We start from the raw sequence: 18,970 nt of genomic DNA on the forward strand, positions 1-18,970 counted from the left end.
GGTGGACAGGTGCGCAGCGATTAGACGGCACAATGCCGAGCGAGCTGATCGTTGGCGTAGCCGACGGGTATGCCGATGACGAGCCTGATCGTCTCCTCCGCATGCCAGTGCATGCCGAGCGCGCGCAGTTTCTCGGCGGCTTCCATCATGGTCTGGCGGGCCGCCTCGCCCCGGCCCTGCCCTGCGAGAAGCTCGCCGCGCAGGGAGAGGTTCAGAGCCGCATCGCGCAGCGAACCGCGCCAGCCTGCGGAGGTTTCAGCCCGTCGCAACCAGCGCTCGCTAAGACCGCGATCCTGGCGCAGGGCTGCGAGTTTCGCCAGCGAGCGGCATGCCGCCGCCTCGCCCAGTCGCTCGCCTTCGCGTGCGCGGCGCAGGACATGGGCGGCATACCGCCGCGCCGTCTCGACATCGCCTTCAGCCGTCGCCGCCTCAACGAGCCAGCTATATTGGACCGACGTGTAGAAATGAAAATTGCGCCGCTCCATCCATTCCGCGGCATTCCGCAACTGCAGCAAACCATCGGCGTCGCCGGTCGCCGACCAGCGGGCAAATCCCGAGGCGGCTCGGCAATCGGCCAGAAGCAGCAGGCTGCGCGTGTTCTCGGCGATGCGCGCCCCTTCCACGGCGAGCTGCTCCGCCTCCTGCCAGCGGCCCTGCCAGATCAGCGCGACCGCAATCCAGTTGCGCACGGAGTTGACGACCGGGTGGGTCGAACCTCCGACCAGAGCCATGGCTTCACTGAAACAGGCGTGGGCGCCCTCGAAATCGCCGCGATCCGCCAGGATGCCGCCCTTGCACGACAGCGCGTAGGCCGCTCCGAAGGATATCGCACCATGCCGACGGGTGCGCTGCTGCTTGGTGGAAATGGCGGCGTCGATCAAGGCGATGGCTTCGTCGTACTGACAGCTTGCAGCCAGAATCTGCCCGAGCGTAGCTTCGATCTGGGCGATCAGGCGACGATCTTCGAGCTTGCGCGCCAATTCCAGTGCCGTCCGTGTGTGTGTCACGGCCTCCCGGAAGCGGCCGAACCCGTAGCACATATAGCCGAGCCATTCATAGGCACTGGCCATCGCGGCGGTCTCGCCGAGGGAGGACGCGATCGCAACCGCGCGTTCGAACACAGAGGTGTCGTCGGTCAGCGACAGCGGGTCGAAGATGTTGGCCATACCCAGCTTGTTGGCCAGCAAGCACCAGCGCAGCGATTGCTCGCGCGAGCGATCGGGCACGCGATCCAGCGCCTGCATCGCGACCTGGTACTGCGCACTGGCACGATCGAGCGCAAATGCAGCCATGGCCTTGTCGCCGGCACGTTCGGCATAATGGGCTGCGCTTTCCCAATGACCTGCGCCTTGCGAATGGTAGGCCAGAGCTTCCATCGCATCCTCGCGATCAGCCTGCTCGGACCGCGCCAGCAGGGTGTCTTCGATCCGCTTGTGCAATGCCTGACGCTCGTGCAGGCCAATGGTGTCGTAGACCGCATCGCGCGTGATGCCGTGCTTGAAGCGAAGGACGCCGCCCGCTGGATCCGCAAAGAGAAAGTCCGCATCCGCCAATGCCCGCACGATGGCCGGGTCGGGTTCGCTGCCGCAGGCCGAAACCAGCAACCCGTGCGGCACGGTGTTGCCGATAACGGCCGCGGCGCGCACCACCTTCGCCTCATCGGGCGGCAGGCGTGCCAGGCGCGAAGCGACCAGGGTTGCGATCCAGCCCTGTTTGCTGCGCGCTTCGAACGAGGCAGGATCGTTGGCGGCGATGGAATGGCAGAGCTCTTCGATGAACAACGGCACCCCGCCCGCATAGGCATGGATGCGGGCTACCAGGAAGGGATCGGCCTGCGGGACCCAACGTCGTACGGCAAAGTCGGTTTCCGGCCCCTGAAACGGTTCGAGAAATAGGTGCGGTGCGCCGGAAATCCATTCGCTGCCGTCCTCGCGCGGCCGGCTGGCGAGGATGACGTGAGGTCCGTTGGGCAATTCCAGCAAAGCCTGCAGCAATTGGCGGCTCGCGTCGTCGGACCATTGCCAGTCGTCGATCACCAGCACCAGCGGGCCATGTGCCGACAGTCCGGTGAAGAACCCGAGCAGATCGCCGACGACGCCGTCGACGGTAATGCGGCCGCCACGCGCATCGGCGCCGGCCGACACCAGTGCCAGGATCGATTCTGCATTCGGACCGAGCTGGGCCGCCCATGGCTCCAGAGCCGCGCGCGCCGTCTCCTTTGCCTCGACGAGGGAGGCGTCCGCTCGAATTCCCAGCGCAGCGCGCAGCATTTGCAGGAATGGTTGCAGAACCTCGGCACCGACGTAACTCTCGCAACTGCCTCGCAGCAGCCTGATGCGCTCGGTGCCGACGTGCCCCAGCACCTCTTCCAGAAGGCGCGTCTTGCCGAGTCCGGGCCCGCCGATGACCACCGCGCAGCGTTGCGCCTGCGCAGGTGCTTCGCTCAGAAAGCGTGTCAGGAAGCCGAATATCTCGTTGCGGCCGATGAAGGGTGTCAGGCCCCGGCGCGAGGTTGCCTCGAAGCGTCGGGTCGCCGTGCTTCGACCCAACACCAGCCTCGCCTGCGGCATTCCCGAAGCCGCTGGGAGGTGGGCGGCGAGCTCGAAGAAGTTGGCATGCGGCCCAAGGGCATCGAGGCTGGCCAGGATCTGATCCGGACCGGCGTGGCGCGACAGGTGCGCTGCCGTGTTCACGACATCGCCGATCAGGTCATACCGGCCGGACTCGATGTCGCCTTGGGTCAGGAGCACGGTGCCGGCATGGATACCCGAATGCATTCGAAGCGGCATCAACGCCGGCGATACGCCATCGTGGCGCAACTCTCCGACCCATTCGTGAATATCGAGTGCTGCTTCCGCAGCACGACGACCGTCATCTTCGCCGGATTGGGGATAGCCGAAAATGGCGAGGGCACCGTCTCCCTGCGTACGGATGATGCGACCACCGTGCTTCGCCACCGCTTGATGCCAGATCTGCCGCAACTGGCTGAGGAGTTCGGAAAGGTGCTCGGACTCGACATCCCGGCCCAGGGCGGTTGATCCGACAAGGTCGGAGAACAGCACCGTCAATCGATGACGTTCGCCTCTGGGGTCGCGGGTCTGCGTAATCATCGTCAATCGCAGCCAACTCGTTGACGAACCGCAAGAACGGTCTCCAGCGGGTGCCAGACCGGATGCAGCAAGTATCGCAAAAGGCCATAGTAACTCGCCCGACCCGCAAGTGGAAGCTCGCGGGGATTGCATCCGCCGAATATGACGATCAGGACGACCGCATTGGCCTAACCTATTCAAAAACCTCGTGTCTTCCGTTTGCCGACGGCGCGGCGCCGCCTCGCCTGCGCAGGCCAAGGCGTGGTTCAAAGCCGGTGATTCAAAGCCGGAGGATCACGGCGGAGGATATCGAGCTGGCGTTCCTAGGGAAGCGGCAGCCGCTCCAGCTGGCTCTGCGCCTTCTTGACGGCGGCCGCATACCAGCTCTGGCTCGGGGCTTCCTTGGCGAAGCACGCCGTGAAGGCGGTCATTGCCTTGTCCTCGCGGGCCATCTCGCCGCGCGGGTCTTTCTTGTCGACGGGCTTTGCCATCATCTGCTTCCAGACCTTCTCGCAGGTCGGGATCGGGGCGGTCTTCACGGCCTCCCTTGCCGCGAGGAAATAGACCTTGTCGCCCTGGATCGCGACGACATCGATTTCGTCCGGCGGGCCCTTGAGGCCGCCATTGCCGCGCACGCCGAGCACAGCGGCTGCCACGCTCGCCTTGACCGGCTTGGTGATCGGCAGCTCTGCGTAGATCGCAAAGGCGGCGTCCTGGATGGCGTAATAATAGAAGCGGTCGGATTTCAACGCGGCGCCGCTCTCCTGAGGCATGCCGTCCTCGCGATGCTCGCCAAGCCAGTGCTTGAGCAGCCCGGTCGTGGTCACCACGGCCTGCATCTTGTCGCCTTCGGATGCGAAGCTCAGCCCGTCGAGATGGCCGAAGCCGATGTCGTCCTTGAACAGCGTATCGACGTTCGACTTGCCCTCGGCCGGGAGTCCCTTGATCGCGACCGGACCGATCAGACCGCGCAGCACGCCGGCCAGCTCCTTCAGGGCCGCTTCGTGCTGCTTGTAGATCTCGTCGCTCTCCTTGGCATTCGAGAATTTTGCGATGTAGCGGTCACGCAGGTCGAGATAATGTTGCTCGGGCGCGGCCGCCGCGGCGGGCGCGGCCAGGACGAGCAGGCAGAGCAAGGCAAGCAATCTCATTGCAATTCCGGAAGACTGGAGAGCGATCTCCATCTTTGTGCCGACGCCGCGTGCCAAGGTTCATCCATTGGCGGAACGCGGGTGCCCTACTCTGCCGGCGTCAGTTGCTCCCGGTTCAGCCGCACGGCCGCCGTCTCCCGCACGCGAACGCGGGCGCGGCGCTTGCGCCACCAGATCACGACGCCGGTGACAGAGAGCGCGGCGACCACGAGGCCCATCACCGAGATCAGGATACGCCCGAACAGTCCGACGATGCGGCCCGAATGCAGCGGAAACTGCGCCTGCACGAAGATGTCGGCGGCGGTGCCGACCCAGGGCAGCCGCTCGCCAATGGGGCGGCCGTCCTCGCTGTCGTAATAGAGCTGCGCCGGGCCGACGCCGCCGGCACCGTGATCGTCGCCGGGATGGAAGAACGCGGCGGCGTAGACGCCATGGGCCGGGCCGTAGCTGAGCGCGCCGACCGGGGTGGTCCAGCCTCGCGCCTTGCCGTCGGCGGCCGCGCGGGCAGCAATCTCGGCGAACGTCATCTTGGGCTCGATCGGATTATCGAGATCGCGATAGGGCCGCTGCTCATAGGGTGTCGGGGTGTAATTCGACACCATCTTCATCAGCGGCGAGAACACCTCGAAGTAGAGGTTCAGCGAAAACGCGGTGAAGGCGATGATGAACAGTACGCCCCACGTCCACAGGCTGAATGCGCGGTGGATGTCGAAATTGATCCGGTAGGCGCTGCCCGAGGTCTTGATGGTCCAGGCCGGGGCCCAGCGCGCCCAGAAGCCGCGCTCGAGCTGGCGCGTGACCTCAGGCGCACGCGCCGCCTTGGCGCGCCGGCGCGAGGGCAGCGTCAGATAGAACCCGACGAAGCAATCGATGGTCCAGATGATGGCGATGATGCCGAGCACGCGCATGCCCCAGCGGTCGCTGCCCCAGAATTCCGGGATGTGCATCGTGTAGTGCAGCTTGTAGAGAAAAGAGACGAAGTTTTCCCGCGTGACGGGCCAGACCGCGCCCCAATAGCGCCGGCCGAGCTCCGCACCCGTGTTGGGATCGAGGAAGACCTGGTTGTAGTCGAGCGGGTAACGCTTGCCGGTCGCGGGGTCGATCCGCGGCATGACGAAGAACCACAGCGAGTGGCCCTGCTCCGGCGTCATGAAGAGGTAGACGACGCGCGCGCGGGGATCGCGCTGCTCGATCATCTTGGCAAGCTCGAGCGAGGGAATGGCCGGGCCCTTCGTCGAGACATCGAACAGATGGCTGTTCAGGACGTCGTCGAGCTCGTGATCCCAGGAGATGATCGCGCCGGTGATGCCGGAGAAGAACAGGAAGGCGGCCGTCAGCAGTCCCGCCCAGCGATGCAGTTTGCCGAATATCGCTCTCATCGCTCAGATCTCATTCCCACTGGGCCCGGCCCCTCATTTGCCGGACCGCTTTTCGATTGGACTCGCCGCCGGCAGTTTAGCCGGTGGGCCTTCGGCCTAACGCAGGGACAGTTGCAGTGCGAGAGGTCCGACATTAGAATTTATCGAGACTGGCCACTAAGCTGCGCGACAAAGCGTCCATGCGTGATCGGGTGTTCGCGCAGCCGCGTGCGTTACGGCCAATCGGCAAAATTCAGCGTCGGTCTCGATCGCCCCGCTCTCGCGCGTGCCGCAACGCGCCGACGCCATACGCCCGGTGCCTCGCCGGTGTGCTTGCGGAAAAAGCGGCTGAAATAGGCGGTGTCCGTGAAGCCCAGCGCAAATGCGATCTGCTTTACGGCGATGGTTCCAGCCTCCAGCCGCGTCGCCGCTTCCCTGACGAGGCGCTGCTGAATCAGTTCGCTCGGCGAGCGCTTCAGCTCGCGGCTGCACAGCGCGTGCAGGCGATCCGGCGTGGTGCCGAGTAGCCTGGCGTAATCGCTGACGCGCAAGTGCTGTTGATAGCGCTCCTCGAGCAGCCTGCGGAACCGGCTCAGGATCTCGGTGCTGCTGCTCTCCTCGTTGCGGGTCCCGTCGCCAGCGAACAGGCGCCAGAATCGCAGCACGCACAGCGTCAGCTCCGCCGACATGATCGACGCTGCACCGCTGCGTGCGGGCGTGGCGACCTCGGCGGCGATCGCCGCGATGGAACGCGCGATCGTGGCCGCGAGATCGGCCTCGACCTGCAACGCCAAGATGCCGCCCGCCCCCTCGAGCGCGAGATAGGCCGCCTCTGCCGATGGCGGGAGATAGCGATGCCATGTGCCGGCGCGCAATTGCAGCAGCTGCGCCGTCGTGCCTGCCGACACCTCCAGATAGTCGGCGGATCCCGCCGGGAGCCAGACCAGCGCGGGTCCGACCGTCCGCATGGTCTGGCCGGACTGACCGATCTCGGCGGTCCCGCCGCCGGGAAGGCAGAGCAGATGAATGAACGGACGGGCCGCTTTCGAGGTCAGCGCCCATCGCCGCGCGACGTAATGCGCTCCGATCAGCTCGGCGCCCACAGGGACAGCCCCATTCGGCACGATCGCCGGCGCCGGATCGGGGCCCGCGACGCCTCGACGCACTTGGCGGTCAAGACCAGAACCGTCCAATCTTTCACCGGATTTGTCCATTGTGCGAGCAAAGCTCGGGATGCTTGCTAGGTCAAGTCCCGGTGGCGGCCGGCTCAATGATGCCGCCCTAGAGAAAGTCGGGACCAAGGGGAAACGACCACTCACTGCGATGCCGACCATCGCTTGAGTGCAACAGGAGGGAGACACGATATGTTTTCAGCGAACCGTCGAACGTTGCTGCGCGTCGCTGGCCTTGCGGCTCTGGCCGGAACGCTCTGGACCTTTCCGTCCACGGCCGATGCGCAGGAGAAGATCCGGATCGGCTACGCCATTTCCAAGACCGGTCCCTATGCCGGCGGCGCCGGCATCACCACCCTGCCCAATTATGAGCTGTGGGTGAAGGACGTGAATGCCGCCGGCGGCATCAAGCTCGGCGACAAGAAGCTGCCGATCGAGGTGGTCGAATATGACGACCGCAGCAGCTCGGAAGAAGCCGTCAAGGCGATCGAGCGCCTCGCCAACCAGGACAAGGTCGATTTCATTCTTTCGCCGTGGGGCACGGGTCTCAATCTCGCGGTCGGCCCGACTCTGAACCGTCTGGGCTACCCTCACCTCGCGGTCACGTCGGTGACCGACAAGGCGCCGGAGCTTGCCAAGCGCTGGTCGAACGCGACGTTCTGGCTCGGGACGTCGGCCCAGATATCCGAGGGGCTCGCCGATCTGCTCGGCAAGCTGAAGAGCGAAGGCAAGATCGGGGCGAACATCGCGATGGTCAGCATCGCCGACCAGTTCGGCATCGAGCTGTCCGCGGCGGGCCGCGAGGCCTTCAAGAAGCACGGCTTCAAGCTCGGCTATGACAAGACCTATCCGATGGGCACTCAGGATCTCCAGCCTCTGTTGAAGGATGCGATCGCGTCGAACCCGGATGCGTTCATTGCCTTCAGCTATCCGCCGGATACGATCGCGCTGACCGAGCAGGCGCAGCTGTTGAAGTTCAACCCGAAGGTTTTCTATGTCGGCGTCGGCACCGCGTTCCCGCTTTACAAGGGCAAGTTTGCCGCCAACAGCGACGGCGTGATGGGCATCGGCGGTTGGAATGCCGAGTCTCCGCAGCTGAAGGAGTATCTGGCGCGCCACAAGGCCGCCACCGGCAAGGAACCGGATCGTTGGGCGAGCTCGATCACCTATGCGAGCCTGCAGGTGCTCCAGCAGGCCATCGAAAAGGTCGGCAAGCTCGATCGCACCGCTGTCGCGGCGGAAATCCGTGCGGGCACGTTCGAGACCATCATCGGCAAGGTCAAGCTGAAGGACGGGCTGCTTCAGGAGGTCTGGAACGTCGGGCAGTGGCAGAACGGCGAGTTCTACGCCCTCGCGCCAACCTCGCTGCCGGGCGCACGTGCCGCGGTCGTGCCCAAACCGCAGTGGCAGTAAGGCTGGTTGGCAGGCCTTGCGTCCGCGAGGCCTGCCTGCCGTCCGCTCAAGGGGACGCCGCTCCATGTTGCTTGTCGACATCATCCTGCCGGGCCTCGTGCTCGGCGGCATGTACGCGCTGATCGCGCTCGGGCTGACGCTGCAATATGGCGTGGCGCGGATCATGAACCTCTCCTACGGAGAGTCGCTGGTCGCGGCCGCCTTCGGCGCGTTCTCGCTCTATGGCGGCCTTGGGCTGAGCCCGCTCGCGGCGCTGCTGCTGGCGGTCCCGGTCGCGATGGTGCTGAACTGGCTACTGTATCGCTTGCTGCTGGAACGGCTGATGCGGCGCGGCAAGGACCGGGGCGCGCAGGAGATCGACAGCATCCTCGTCACCTTCGGCGTGCTGTTCGTGATCCAGGGCGCCATGCTGGTCGCCTTTGGCGGCCAGTACTACAGCTATAGCTATCTCTCCATTCCGCTGACGATCATGGGCTCGACGCTTGCCGTCAATCGGCTCGTCGCGCTGCTGTTCGCGGCGCTGGTCGGCGGCGCCGTCTATCTCGCCCTCACCCGCACCCGGATCGGCACTGCGGTACGCGCCATCGCCGTCGATGCCAACGCCGCGCGTCTCGTCGGCATCGACGTCGCGGCCCTGTCGGGGCTGGCGTTTGCCTTCGGCGGCGGCCTCGTCGCCGTCGGCGGTGTGCTGATCAGCATGTTCCTCACCTTCAATGCCGCGATGGGCGTGGTCTTCACGATGAAGGCGCTGGTCGTCGTCATCATGGGCGGTGTCGGCAACGTCATCGGCGCGCTGGTCGCCGGGCTGCTGCTTGGTGTGGTCGAGACCGCGGTGGCGCGGCTGGTCGATCCCGGTCTGACGCTGGCTGCGACCTACGCACTGTTTCTCGGCGTGCTCGTGATCAAGCCCACCGGCCTGTTCGGCAGGGCGGCGTCATGACGGGGCCCGTCCGCATTCTGCTGTGGTGCGCCGGCCTCGCTCTCGCCGCATGCCTCGTCACCTATCCGCTCTATGCCAACGGCTATTATCTCGCGCTCGGCATCAGCGTGCTCTATTTCACGATCCTGGCGACCGCGTGGGCGATGTTCTCGGGCCCGACGCGCTACATCTCGCTTGCAACGGTCGCGTTCTTCGGGCTCGGCGCTTACACGGCTGCGGTGCTCGGCGAGACCATGCCCTGGCCGGTCGTGCTGCTGGCCGCAGCCGGCGTGGGCGCACTCACCGCCGCAATCACCGGGCTTTCGACGCTGCGGCTGTCCGGAATCTATTTCGTGATCTTCTCCTTCGGCCTGGCCGAGCTGATCCGGCAGCTCGTAATCTGGTACGAGGTCAACATCCACAAGTCGGTCGGCCGCTATCTCTTCAGTGCGGTGACGCAGGACGTTCTCTACTGGCAGCTGCTGGGCTTGACCGCGGTCGTCTTCCTGGTGGGCTGGATGCTCGGGCGCTCGCGCTATGGGCTGGCCCTGCGCGCCATCGGCGCCGACGAGACCGCGGCGAGCCATTCCGGCATCGATGCCACGCGGATCAAGCTCGGCGTCTTCATTCTGAGCGCGACCTTCATGGCGGTGACCGGCGCGGTCATGGCGCCACGCTGGACCTATATCGATCCGGCCATTGCGTTCAATCCGACCATCTCGTTCCAGGTCGTGATCATGGCCCTGCTGGGCGGCGCGGGCTCGCTGTTCGGGCCCGTGCTGGGCGTCATTCCCCTGGTCTTGCTGTTCGAGGTGCTGACGGCGACGCTGCCCAACCATTTCAGCATCGTGCTCGGCGTCATCTTCGTGTTCATCGTGATGGTGTTGCCGAACGGGGTGATCGGCCTGTTCGGGGCGGGCCGCTGGCGTGTTCCGGCCGGCGGTCCCGCCGCCGCGCCCGCCCGCGCGGGCGATGCACCGCTGCTCGCGGTCGACGGTGTCAGCAAATCGTTCAGCGGACTACGCGCCGTCGACGGTGTCAGCTTCACAGTCACGCCGGGCGAGATCATCGGCATCATCGGCCCGAACGGATCCGGCAAGACGACGCTGCTGAATACGCTGTCCGGGGCGCTGCGGCCCTCCTCGGGCACGATCCGGCTGGGCGGCATCGTCCTCAACGGTATGCGCGCGCACCAGATCGCGCGCCTTGGCCTTGCGCGCACGTTCCAGCTGGTGCGCGTGATGCCGGACCTGACGGTGGCCGAAAACGTTGCGGCGGCGCGGCTGTTCTCGACGACGAACGGCTCGGGCGCAACCGCAAGCGAGCTGCTGGATCTCGTCGGGCTCGGCAAGCTGCAGGAAGCGCCCGCGAGCGAGCTGACCTATATCGACCAGAAGCGGCTCGAGCTTGCCCGCGCGCTGGCGCTGCAGCCGCGCCTCGTGCTGCTCGACGAATGGCTGGCGGGCCTCAACCCGAGCGAGCTCGAGACCGGCATCGCGCTGATCGCGAAATTGCGCGATCGCGGCCTCACCATCATCATGGTCGAGCATGTCATGGATGCGATCCGAGCACTGTGCAGCCATTGCATCGTCATGAATGCCGGCAGCGTGATCGCGCGCGGCGCGCCGGAGGCCGTGTTGTCCGATCCAAAAGTCGTTGCAGCCTATCTCGGAGGCGACGATGCTTGAGGTCGCCGCCCTCTCCCATTTCTATGGCAAGCACCAGGCTCTCGCCGACATTGCGCTCGCTATTGGGCAAGGCGAGATCGTCGCGATCCTCGGCGCCAACGGCGCCGGCAAGTCCACCCTGCTCAAGAGCATCGCCGGGCTGGTCAAGCCTGCCCACGGCGCAACGATCCGGTTCGAGGGACATCACATTGGCGAGCTGCCCGCCCACCTGATCGTGGAGCGCGGCATCGCGCTGGTGCCCGAAGGCCGCGGCGTATTCGGCGATTTGACGGTTGCCGAGAATCTGCAGCTCGGCGCCTACCCCGCCCGCGCCCGCGCAGGCGAGGCAGACCGGCTCGCGAGGATCCTGCGACTGTTCCCGCGCCTTGCCGAGCGTATGGCCCAGGCCGTTCGCACCATGAGCGGCGGCGAGCAGCAGATGGTGGCGATCGGCCGGGCGCTGATGTCGAACCCGCTGCTGCTCCTGCTCGATGAGCCTTCGCTCGGCCTGTCGCCCCTGCTCAGCCGCGAAGTGTTCCGTGCACTGGCGGAGATCCGTAGCAGCGGCCTCAGCGTGTTGCTGGTCGAGCAGAATGCGCGGGCGAGCCTCGACATCGCCGACCGTGTCTACCTGATCGAGTCCGGCCGCAACGCCGGCAGCGGGCCGGCCAGTGCGATGAAGAACGATCCGGAGGTCCAGCGCGCCTATCTCGGCAAGGCCCGCGCGGCCCCGTCCCCACCATAATCGCTCAATCCCGCCTGCAACCTTTGGAGTGCATCATGAACGCGATCGACCTTCTCATCGGCGGCAAGGACCAGTCGGCCAGCCATCAGCGTACCTTCCAGCGCCACAACCCGATCTCCGGCGACGTCGCGACGATCGTGGCGGCGGCCTCGATCGACGACGCGATGCGGGCCGCGGACGCTGCGGCCGCCGCGTTCCCGGCCTGGTCACAGCTCGGTCCGTCGGAGCGCCGCAAGCGGCTCAATGCGGCCGCCGACATCCTCGCGCGCCGTGCCGCGGAGTTCACCGCGCTGATGGTCGCCGAAACCGGCGCCACCGCGGGCTGGGCCGGATTCAACGTGCACCTAGCCGAAGGCATGCTGCGCGAAGCCGCGGCCATGACGACGCAGATATCCGGCGAAGTCATACCGACCGACAAGCCCGACAACCTCGCCATGGCGTTTCGCCAGCCGGTCGGCGTGGTGCTCGGCATCGCGCCCTGGAACGCTCCCGTGATCCTCGGCGTGCGATCGGTCGCGATGCCGCTCGCCTGCGGCAATACCGTGGTGCTGAAGGCGTCCGAGATGAGCCCGGGCGTGCATCGGCTGATCGGAAGCTGCCTGGCGGAGGCCGGCCTCGGTGACGGCGTCGTCAATGTCGTGACCAACGCGCCGGAGGATGCGCAGGCGGTGGTCGAGGCGCTGATCGCCCATCCTGCGATCCGCCGCGTCAACTTCACCGGCTCGACCCGCGTCGGCCGCCTCATCGCGCTGGCCTGCGCAAAGCACCTGAAGCGCGCGCTGCTGGAGCTTGGCGGCAAGGCCCCGCTCGTGATTCTCGACGATGCCGACCTCGACGCCGCCGTGAATGCGGCAGCGTTCGGCGCCTTCATGAACCAGGGGCAGATCTGCATGTCCACCGAGCGGATCGTCGTCGACGACAAGGTGGCGGACGCCTTCATCGCCAAGTTCGCCGCCAAGGCCAAGAGCCTTCCCTTCGGCGATCCCCGCAAGGGCAATGTCGTGCTCGGCTCGCTGGTCAGTGACGCCGCCTGCGAGCGCGTCCGGGGCCTGATCGACGATGCCGTCGCCAAGGGCGCCGTGCTCGCTGCCGGCGGTCACGGCAGCGGCACCATCATGCCCGCCACCATCGTCGATCATGTCACGCCGGCGATGCGGATCTATGGCGAGGAGAGCTTTGGTCCGGTCGTGACCGTGGTGCGCGTGAGCGGGATCGACGAGGCCGTGCGCGTGGCCAACGACACCGAATACGGCCTCTCCTCGGCCGTGTTCGGCCGCGACATCGCCCGTGCGCTCGGCGTTGCCAGGCGGATCGAGGCGGGCATCTGCCACGTCAATGCTCCGACCGTGCATGACGAGCCTCAGATGCCGTTTGGCGGGACCAAGGCGTCAGGCTATGGCCGCTTCGGCGGCAAGGCCGCAATCGACGAGTTCACCGAACTGCGCTGGATCACCGTGCAGACCGGGCCCCGGCACTATCCGTTCTGATCGGCGGGATGCAGGTCCGGTCTCCAAGGCCGGACCGTCCTCGCATTGTGCTCACCAGCGGTAGGTCAGCCTGGCGATGGCTTTCCGCCCTTCCGCGTAGAAGCAGCCCGACATGCTGTAACATGAGGCGACATAGCGGGTGTCGGCGAGATTGGTGACGTTCAGCGCCAGGCGCCAATTGTCCCTGTTGTAGGCCAGCAGCGCGTCGAGAACGGTCGACGATCCCACCTTGAACGTGTTGGCCTCGTCGCCCCAGGTCGCGCCGACATAGCGGATGCCGCCGCCGAACTGCAGGCCGGCGAGCGGCCCGTTCTGCAGCGTATAGTCGCTCCACAGCGAAGCGCGGTTGAGCGGCACCGTAGTTGGCGCCTTGCCGACATTCACCGGATCCTGCGTGACCATGGCGTCGACATAGGCATAGGCGGCGCGCAGGTTCCAGCCATCGGCGAGCGACATCGTGCCTTCGAGCTCGATGCCGCGCGACTTCACCTGCCCGATCTGTTCGTAAAAGGTGGCCGCGGGCACGTACACAGCGACGTTATCGCGCGTCAGGTCGAAGGCGGCGAAGGTGAACAGCGCGTTCCAGCCGATCGGCTGATACTTGACGCCGACCTCGTATTGGACGCCGGTCTCGGGATTGAGCATTTGTCCGCCAAACCCGGTCGCGAGCAGCGGCAGGAACGATTCCGAGTAGCTGAAATAGGGCGCGATGCCGCTATCGAAATTGTACATCACGGCGGCTCGGCCGGTGAAGGCCGAGGCGTCCTTCGCGGCCGTGGTATTGGCGATACCGTTATCGACCTGCGTGGTCACGAAATCCTGACGGCCGCCGAGCTGGAACGAGAGCCGGCCGAGCTTGATCTGATCCTGCGCATAGACGCCGACCTGGGACTGCTTGACGCCGGTGTTGTCGTACATGGCGCCGATGGCGTAGTCGTAGCTGTAGTTCGGGTTGAAGACGTTGATCTCGGGGGACGAGGTCGTGACGCCGAAGGCGGTGTCGCGGAAGGAGGTGTTGCGATAGTCGACGCCAACCAGCGTGGTGTGGCTGAGAATGCCGGTGGTGAACTTGCCCTGGAGCTGGTTGTCCACGGCGAATGAGTTGATGTAGGAGTTGCTGTAGCTGCCATAGCGCGCGAGCTGCCCTGCGGCTTCGTTGGTATAGCCGCCGCCGTAAAACACCTTCTCCTCGTTGTGCTGATAGGCGTAGCGCAGATTTTGCCGGAACGTGACGTTGTCGGTGAAATTGTGCGCGAGCTGGTAGCCGACGGTTGCGATCTCGGTGTTGAATGCGTCGAAGCCCGGCACGCCCGCGAAGAACGAGACCGGGATGGTGCGGCCGTTGTTCGGCCAAACCGTGCCCGAGGCCGGCAGGAACTGAAGGCCCCACCCTGCCCGGTCCCGCTGATAGTTGGCGAGCAGGGTGATGGTGGTGTCCTCGTTCGGCTTGAAGGTGACGGCGGGCGCGATGAAGACGCGGTTGTCCTTGCTGAAATCGACCTGGGTCTCGCCGTCGCGCACGACGCCGGTCAGGCGCCACAGCACCGTGCCTTCCTTGTTGGCGGCGCCGCCCATGTCGAACTGGCCCTGATAGCGGTTGAAGCTGCCACCCGAGATCGAGACCTCGCCGAACTGCTGCGCCGTCGGCAGCTTGGTCACGTAGTTGAGAACGCCGCCTGTGCCGCTGCCGCCATACATCGCGGAGGACGGACCCTTGAGCACCTCGATACGCTCGGCCCCATAGGGCTCGAGGCCATTGAAGTGCACGTAGTTGCTGGAGGGAATCCGCAAGCCGTCGACGAAGAGGCCCGGCATCGTCATGTCGAAGCCGCGGATCTGGAGGCCGCCGAAGCGGGTGTCCGAGCCGCCATTGACGTCGCCGCTGACGCCAGCGGTGTAGCGCAAGGCCTCGCCGATCGAGACCGCGCCCTGGTTTCTGATCTGGTCGGTGGTGATGACTGACACCGACTGCGGCGTTTCGATCAAGGGCGTATCGGTCTTGGTGGCGGTGCCGCTGCGCGTCGCAACGAAACCGCGTACCGGGCCATTGGCGCGTTCGCCCATTGCACCGTTCGATGAGGCCGACTGGGTTGGCGCAGCCTGCTGCTCCGTGCTGCGACGATTGGCGCGTGCGGTACGTGTCGCCCCCGCCCTTCGCGACGACGCAATGGCCGCCGGACGAGCCCGCTGCGTCGGCGCTTCGACGGTGACAGAGGGAATCTGCGTCTGGGCTTGGGCAGAGCCGAAGACCACGGCGAGAGCGAATGTGCTGGCCGCACCTAGGAAGAGCGTCTGAATCTGTCGGCGGCGCGTGTTCTTACGCGAAGAAGGTTGGAAATCGGTCACGTCTGTTGAGCCCCACGCACTGCCGGCTTTGCCGGTATCGATCTTGATGGCCCGCCCTAACTCAGGCGGTTTCGGAGTGCGATAGGAACGGCGTTAGAATTTCTCCAGACGTGTGCACAGCACGTGCGACGCATGCGCTCATGCGCGCTGCTTCTTTGGGATTGGAATCCCTCTAAAATGATTCTGTCAGTGTGTTAGGAGCCCGACCGGATGCGACAGCCGCGTCGCGCAATCAGTGTTGCGACCAAAGCCAGGGGTGGGAGCGGATGAAGGTCACGTCCGGTCTGCGTGACAACAGGTCGTGCTCTTCTCGCCAGACAGCACGCTGCGGCTGTTGCGGTCCGGCGGAAGGTCGCCAGCCGCATTCGCCGCAAAGAATCCGGTTGGCTTCAACACGAAGCCGGCATATTCCACCGGCATGATCGGGAAGTCTTCGGGCTTGCAGACATGGGTGTGGCCGAAGGAGTGCCACACCACGATGTCGGCATTCTCGATATTGCGATTCTGCGCGGCATAGCGCGGCAGGCCGTCACCGCCGGCGTGAACGTTGGGATAGTCGCCGCTGGCGTATTTCTCGGCCGGATCGAATGCAGTCACCCAGACATGCTTGGTGGCGAAGCCGCCGCGCTTGCGCACGTAACTACCCTCCTGGGCCAGCATCAGCGGGCTGGGATTGACGACGAGCTTGTAGGCCGGTGCACCGCCGACCGAGTTGATCTCGTTCGGATTACTGATCTTCCAGAATCGGCCGGTCTCGCCATTGGCGACCGCTGCGGCGTCGCGCTCGCGCGACAGCACGCGCGTGGTGGTGTCGAACACGTTGCCGTGCGGATTGTCGTCGCCCCAGGGCCGCGGCACGAACTCGTGCTCCGTCACCGTGTTACCGCCGCCGTCGAGATCCATATGCAGGCGGACGTTGAAGAAGTGCTGGTGCGTGGGGCCGCCGAGATTATCGTCGACCATGCCGCCCCATCGGTACTTTTCGCCCGGCCGCACCGCGGCAGTCTGGATGATGCCGGTGAGTTTCGTCTCCAGCTGAATCGTGCCGTCCTGATAGAGATACCAGTAGAAGCCGTAATCGTAATTGCCGACGGTGGCGAAGAACGAGATCACGAGCCGCCGGGATCTCCGCACCTCGAACAGGCCGTTGCGAAACTCGTAGTGCTTCCAGGCAATCCCGTAATCCTCCTCATGCATGCAGATCGCGTTCTGCATGACGAAGGGCTCGCCCTTGTTGTCGGCGGCAGGCACGTCGAAATAGTGGATGTTGCCGAGGCAGTCGCAGCCCAGCTCCAGCGCGTTGGCGAGCATGCCGAGCCCGTATTCGCCGGCATCGAAGGCCGACTTCCAGAAATGGTTCGCGGTCGGATCGGCATAAGGCACCACCATCTCGGTGACGCTGGCGCGGTGGATCAGCGACCGCTTGCGCCCGCCGTCCTGGTAGGCGAGCTGATGCAGCACGAGGCCCTCGCGCGGCGTGAAGCCGACGCGGAAGCTCCATTTCTGCCAGTCGACTTTCCAGCCGTCGACCTTGAAGCTCGGCCCTTGCGGCTGCTCGATATGCAGAGGCTTGATGTCGGTGCGCGGGTTTGGCACGTCATGCGCGCCGTAGTTCCGTTTCTTGCGCGGAATCGGCACGATCGGATCTTGATCCGTGAGCTCGATGACCTTGCCCCCGATGAGGTCGACCACAGCGATCACGCCCTCGATGGGATGGGCGTAGCCGTTGTCCTGGAGGTGCTCGCGAAAATAGCTGACGGCTCGCACGATGCGGGCGCCGCGCTCGAACTCCTTGTCGAAGAATCCGGAGGAGAACGGATCGACCTGGACCAGCTCGATGTCCTTGTCGGTCAGCCCGCGCCGAACCATCGCCGCCCGCCAAGCGGGATCGGCCTTCACCACGGCATCGCACTTGAAGAACTCTTCCAGCATCACCGGCGGCTGCCCATAGGGCGCCTCGCGGTTCGGCACGACCTTGCGGCCGACGATCTCGCCGCGGCCGAGGTCAACGATATGCTCGATCGCCTCGCCCGTGGTGACGTCGAGCGTCAACGCGAAGGCGCGGCGCTCCACCTTGCCTGAAGCCAGCTCCTGCTTGGTCGGCTCCTCCAGCCGCACCGTCGGGAAACGGCAGTTCTCCGCTGAAGTGGCCGCTGCCCGCACCAAAGCGCAAGCCGCGGCGATCTCGTCGGCCGTCAGCGGATCGAGCGGATGCGGTGTCGCGGTCTGCGCTCGCGGTTGAGCTTTGGCGGTTTCAAGCATGAGGACGTCCAAATATCAGGCGAGATGTGCGGTGATGGCGCGGAAGGCAGCAAACCAGCGCTGGTCGATCGGCACGTCCATTGCCTTGGGCTGTGTTGCGAGCTTGACGATGACGGTGTCGGAGTCGAGGTCGACATAGAGGTGCTGGCCGTGAATGCCGATCGCGGTGAGCGCGTTGCGCGAAGGATCGATGGTGAACCATTTGCTGCGGTAGCGCGCGCCCGGGAAGAACTCGGCGAGGTCGCCATCGGCCCACGCCTTGGGATCACCGTTCTCGCGGATGTCGTCGATCCACCAGCCCGGCACCACCTGCCGGCCCTCGACGACGCCGCCGCAGCGGATCATCTCGCCGAAGCGGACGAGATCGCGCGCGGTGACCGAGATGCCGCCCGCAATGCGGCCCATGCCGTGGCTGTCGAGTGTGAGAGAGCCGTCCTCCTCCGCGCCCAGGGGCTGCCAGAGAAACTCGGAGAGAATAAGATGGTAGGGCATCCCGCAGGCGCGTTCATACACCCAGCCAAGCACCTCGGTATTGGGCGAAACGTAGTGGAACACCTTGCCGTGCGGTTTGCCGCTGCCGCGCAGCGTCGTCAGATAAGCGCGCTGATGGCTGGGCTCGACGCCCGGCGGCGGCACGTCCCAACCCGAGGAGAACCGATAGCGCGCGAGGTCGCCGGCGGGGTCCTCGTAATCCTCCTCGAACTTGATGGCGACGGCCATGTCGAGCAGGTTGCGGACGGTGCAGCCGGCGTAGGCCGATGTCTCCAGCTCCGGCACGTAGCGCAGCACCCTCGCCTCTGGATCGACCAGGCCGCGCGCGGCCAGCACGCCGCCGAGCGTGCCAGCGATCGCCTTGCTGATCGAGCAGATCAGATGCGGCGTGGTCGCGCTCATGCCGTCGCCGTACCATTCATGGATCAGCGTGCCCTGATGCATCACGAGGAGCGTGTCGGCAAAGGTTTCGCGCAGCGCGCATTCGATCGTGGTCGCTTTGCCATCAGGCCCGGTGAAGCCGAGCTTTGCCAGTTCGCGCGGGGCGCTTCTCATTGGCGTCGGCCGGGCGGAGCGACGAATCTCTGCGGTCGGCAGCACTTCGCGGGTGTGGGTAAAACCCCAGCGGATCGCGGGAAAGCTGCGCCAATTGGCGCGCGTCACCTGAGCCTCGGGTACGGGCGGGCTGCCGCGCATGACATCGGTCGATCGCATCTCGCTCCCTCCGCGAAGCGCCGTCCCGGCAGCGATGTCGGAACGGCAGGACGGAAGCCTGCACCGCGGCGCTGTCAGGCGTTATCGAGATCCGGCAATATTTTGCTGGACAGCGTCTCTGGCCGTGCCAGTCTGGCGCGGGTCCTGCTCGGTGC

At 65.5% G+C, this 18,970-nt stretch carries 12 protein-coding genes; 5 read left to right on the forward strand and 7 right to left on the reverse strand.

Features of this window, described 5'->3' with window-relative positions:
* Positions 1-20 precede the first annotated feature (20 nt).
* From I6F17_RS23315 to I6F17_RS23330, 4 genes are all read right to left on the reverse strand, one after another.
* Positions 21-3,110 (reverse strand): adenylate/guanylate cyclase domain-containing protein, encoded by a 3,090-nt coding sequence (locus I6F17_RS23315; RefSeq protein ID WP_225130007.1) that lies wholly within the window; start codon positions 3,108-3,110, stop codon positions 21-23.
* A 302-nt stretch (positions 3,111-3,412) separates the two neighbouring features.
* On the reverse strand, positions 3,413-4,240 hold the full coding sequence (locus I6F17_RS23320) for a hypothetical protein (RefSeq protein WP_225129960.1): 828 nt from the start codon (positions 4,238-4,240) through the stop codon (positions 3,413-3,415).
* Between the two features lie 86 nt (positions 4,241-4,326).
* The gene (fsrB, locus tag I6F17_RS23325; RefSeq protein ID WP_036039542.1) at positions 4,327-5,619 is read right to left on the reverse strand and encodes a siderophore utilization protein FsrB; all 1,293 of its coding nucleotides are present in this window, start codon (positions 5,617-5,619) and stop codon (positions 4,327-4,329) included.
* Positions 5,620-5,831: 212 nt separating this feature from the next.
* Positions 5,832-6,764, reverse strand: a complete 933-nt coding sequence (locus I6F17_RS23330) for a helix-turn-helix domain-containing protein (protein WP_225129961.1) — start codon at positions 6,762-6,764, stop codon at positions 5,832-5,834.
* A 198-nt stretch (positions 6,765-6,962) separates the two neighbouring features.
* Between I6F17_RS23330 and I6F17_RS23335 the strand changes: the two genes are divergently transcribed.
* The 5 genes from I6F17_RS23335 to I6F17_RS23355 all read left to right on the forward strand — a co-directional run bounded on the left by I6F17_RS23335 (position 6,963) and on the right by I6F17_RS23355 (position 13,001).
* Positions 6,963-8,183: an amino acid ABC transporter substrate-binding protein gene (locus I6F17_RS23335; RefSeq protein WP_225129963.1), complete on the forward strand. Its 1,221-nt coding sequence runs from the start codon at positions 6,963-6,965 to the stop codon at positions 8,181-8,183.
* A 64-nt stretch (positions 8,184-8,247) separates the two neighbouring features.
* Positions 8,248-9,123, forward strand: a complete 876-nt coding sequence (locus tag I6F17_RS23340) for a branched-chain amino acid ABC transporter permease (RefSeq protein ID WP_225125393.1) — start codon at positions 8,248-8,250, stop codon at positions 9,121-9,123.
* Complete coding sequence (locus I6F17_RS23345) at positions 9,120-10,790, forward strand: branched-chain amino acid ABC transporter ATP-binding protein/permease (protein ID WP_225129965.1); 1,671 nt, start codon at positions 9,120-9,122, stop codon at positions 10,788-10,790. Before I6F17_RS23340 ends, I6F17_RS23345 begins: the two co-directional genes overlap by 4 nt.
* Complete coding sequence (locus tag I6F17_RS23350) at positions 10,783-11,514, forward strand: ABC transporter ATP-binding protein (protein ID WP_225129967.1); 732 nt, start codon at positions 10,783-10,785, stop codon at positions 11,512-11,514. The genes I6F17_RS23345 and I6F17_RS23350 overlap by 8 nt, the downstream gene beginning before the upstream one ends.
* A gap of 35 nt (positions 11,515-11,549) precedes the next feature.
* Positions 11,550-13,001: an aldehyde dehydrogenase gene (locus I6F17_RS23355; RefSeq protein ID WP_225129969.1), complete on the forward strand. Its 1,452-nt coding sequence runs from the start codon at positions 11,550-11,552 to the stop codon at positions 12,999-13,001.
* Between the two features lie 51 nt (positions 13,002-13,052).
* Here I6F17_RS23355 and I6F17_RS23360 read toward each other — a convergent pair whose 3' ends face one another.
* The 3 genes from I6F17_RS23360 to I6F17_RS23370 form a co-directional block, all read right to left on the reverse strand.
* Positions 13,053-15,065, reverse strand: a complete 2,013-nt coding sequence (locus I6F17_RS23360) for a TonB-dependent siderophore receptor (protein WP_225129971.1) — start codon at positions 15,063-15,065, stop codon at positions 13,053-13,055.
* 555 nt (positions 15,066-15,620) lie between these two features.
* Positions 15,621-17,609, reverse strand: coding sequence for a primary-amine oxidase (locus tag I6F17_RS23365; RefSeq protein ID WP_225129973.1), 1,989 nt, complete (start codon positions 17,607-17,609; stop codon positions 15,621-15,623).
* Positions 17,610-17,624: 15 nt separating this feature from the next.
* Positions 17,625-18,815, reverse strand: a complete 1,191-nt coding sequence (locus I6F17_RS23370) for a serine hydrolase (RefSeq protein WP_225129975.1) — start codon at positions 18,813-18,815, stop codon at positions 17,625-17,627.
* Between the last annotated feature and the right edge of the window lie 155 nt (positions 18,816-18,970).

Origin of the sequence: Bradyrhizobium sp. NBAIM18 (genome assembly GCF_020193825.1) — a bacterium.
In the GTDB taxonomy this organism is placed as follows: Bacteria; Pseudomonadota; Alphaproteobacteria; order Rhizobiales; family Xanthobacteraceae; genus Bradyrhizobium; species Bradyrhizobium yuanmingense.

Coding starts and splice junctions, on each gene's coding strand:
- I6F17_RS23365 (WP_225129973.1), bottom strand. CDS start 17,609: ATGCTTGAAACCGCCAAAGCTCAACCGCGAGCGCAGACCGCGACACCG.
- I6F17_RS23345 (WP_225129965.1), top strand. CDS start 9,120: ATGACGGGGCCCGTCCGCATTCTGCTGTGGTGCGCCGGCCTCGCTCTC.
- I6F17_RS23335 (WP_225129963.1), top strand. CDS start 6,963: ATGTTTTCAGCGAACCGTCGAACGTTGCTGCGCGTCGCTGGCCTTGCG.
- I6F17_RS23340 (WP_225125393.1), top strand. CDS start 8,248: ATGTTGCTTGTCGACATCATCCTGCCGGGCCTCGTGCTCGGCGGCATG.
- I6F17_RS23355 (WP_225129969.1), top strand. CDS start 11,550: ATGAACGCGATCGACCTTCTCATCGGCGGCAAGGACCAGTCGGCCAGC.
- I6F17_RS23370 (WP_225129975.1), bottom strand. CDS start 18,815: ATGCGATCGACCGATGTCATGCGCGGCAGCCCGCCCGTACCCGAGGCT.
- I6F17_RS23360 (WP_225129971.1), bottom strand. CDS start 15,065: ATGGGCGAACGCGCCAATGGCCCGGTACGCGGTTTCGTTGCGACGCGC.
- I6F17_RS23320 (WP_225129960.1), bottom strand. CDS start 4,240: ATGAGATTGCTTGCCTTGCTCTGCCTGCTCGTCCTGGCCGCGCCCGCC.
- I6F17_RS23315 (WP_225130007.1), bottom strand. CDS start 3,110: ATGATTACGCAGACCCGCGACCCCAGAGGCGAACGTCATCGATTGACG.
- fsrB (WP_036039542.1), bottom strand. CDS start 5,619: ATGAGAGCGATATTCGGCAAACTGCATCGCTGGGCGGGACTGCTGACG.
- I6F17_RS23350 (WP_225129967.1), top strand. CDS start 10,783: ATGCTTGAGGTCGCCGCCCTCTCCCATTTCTATGGCAAGCACCAGGCT.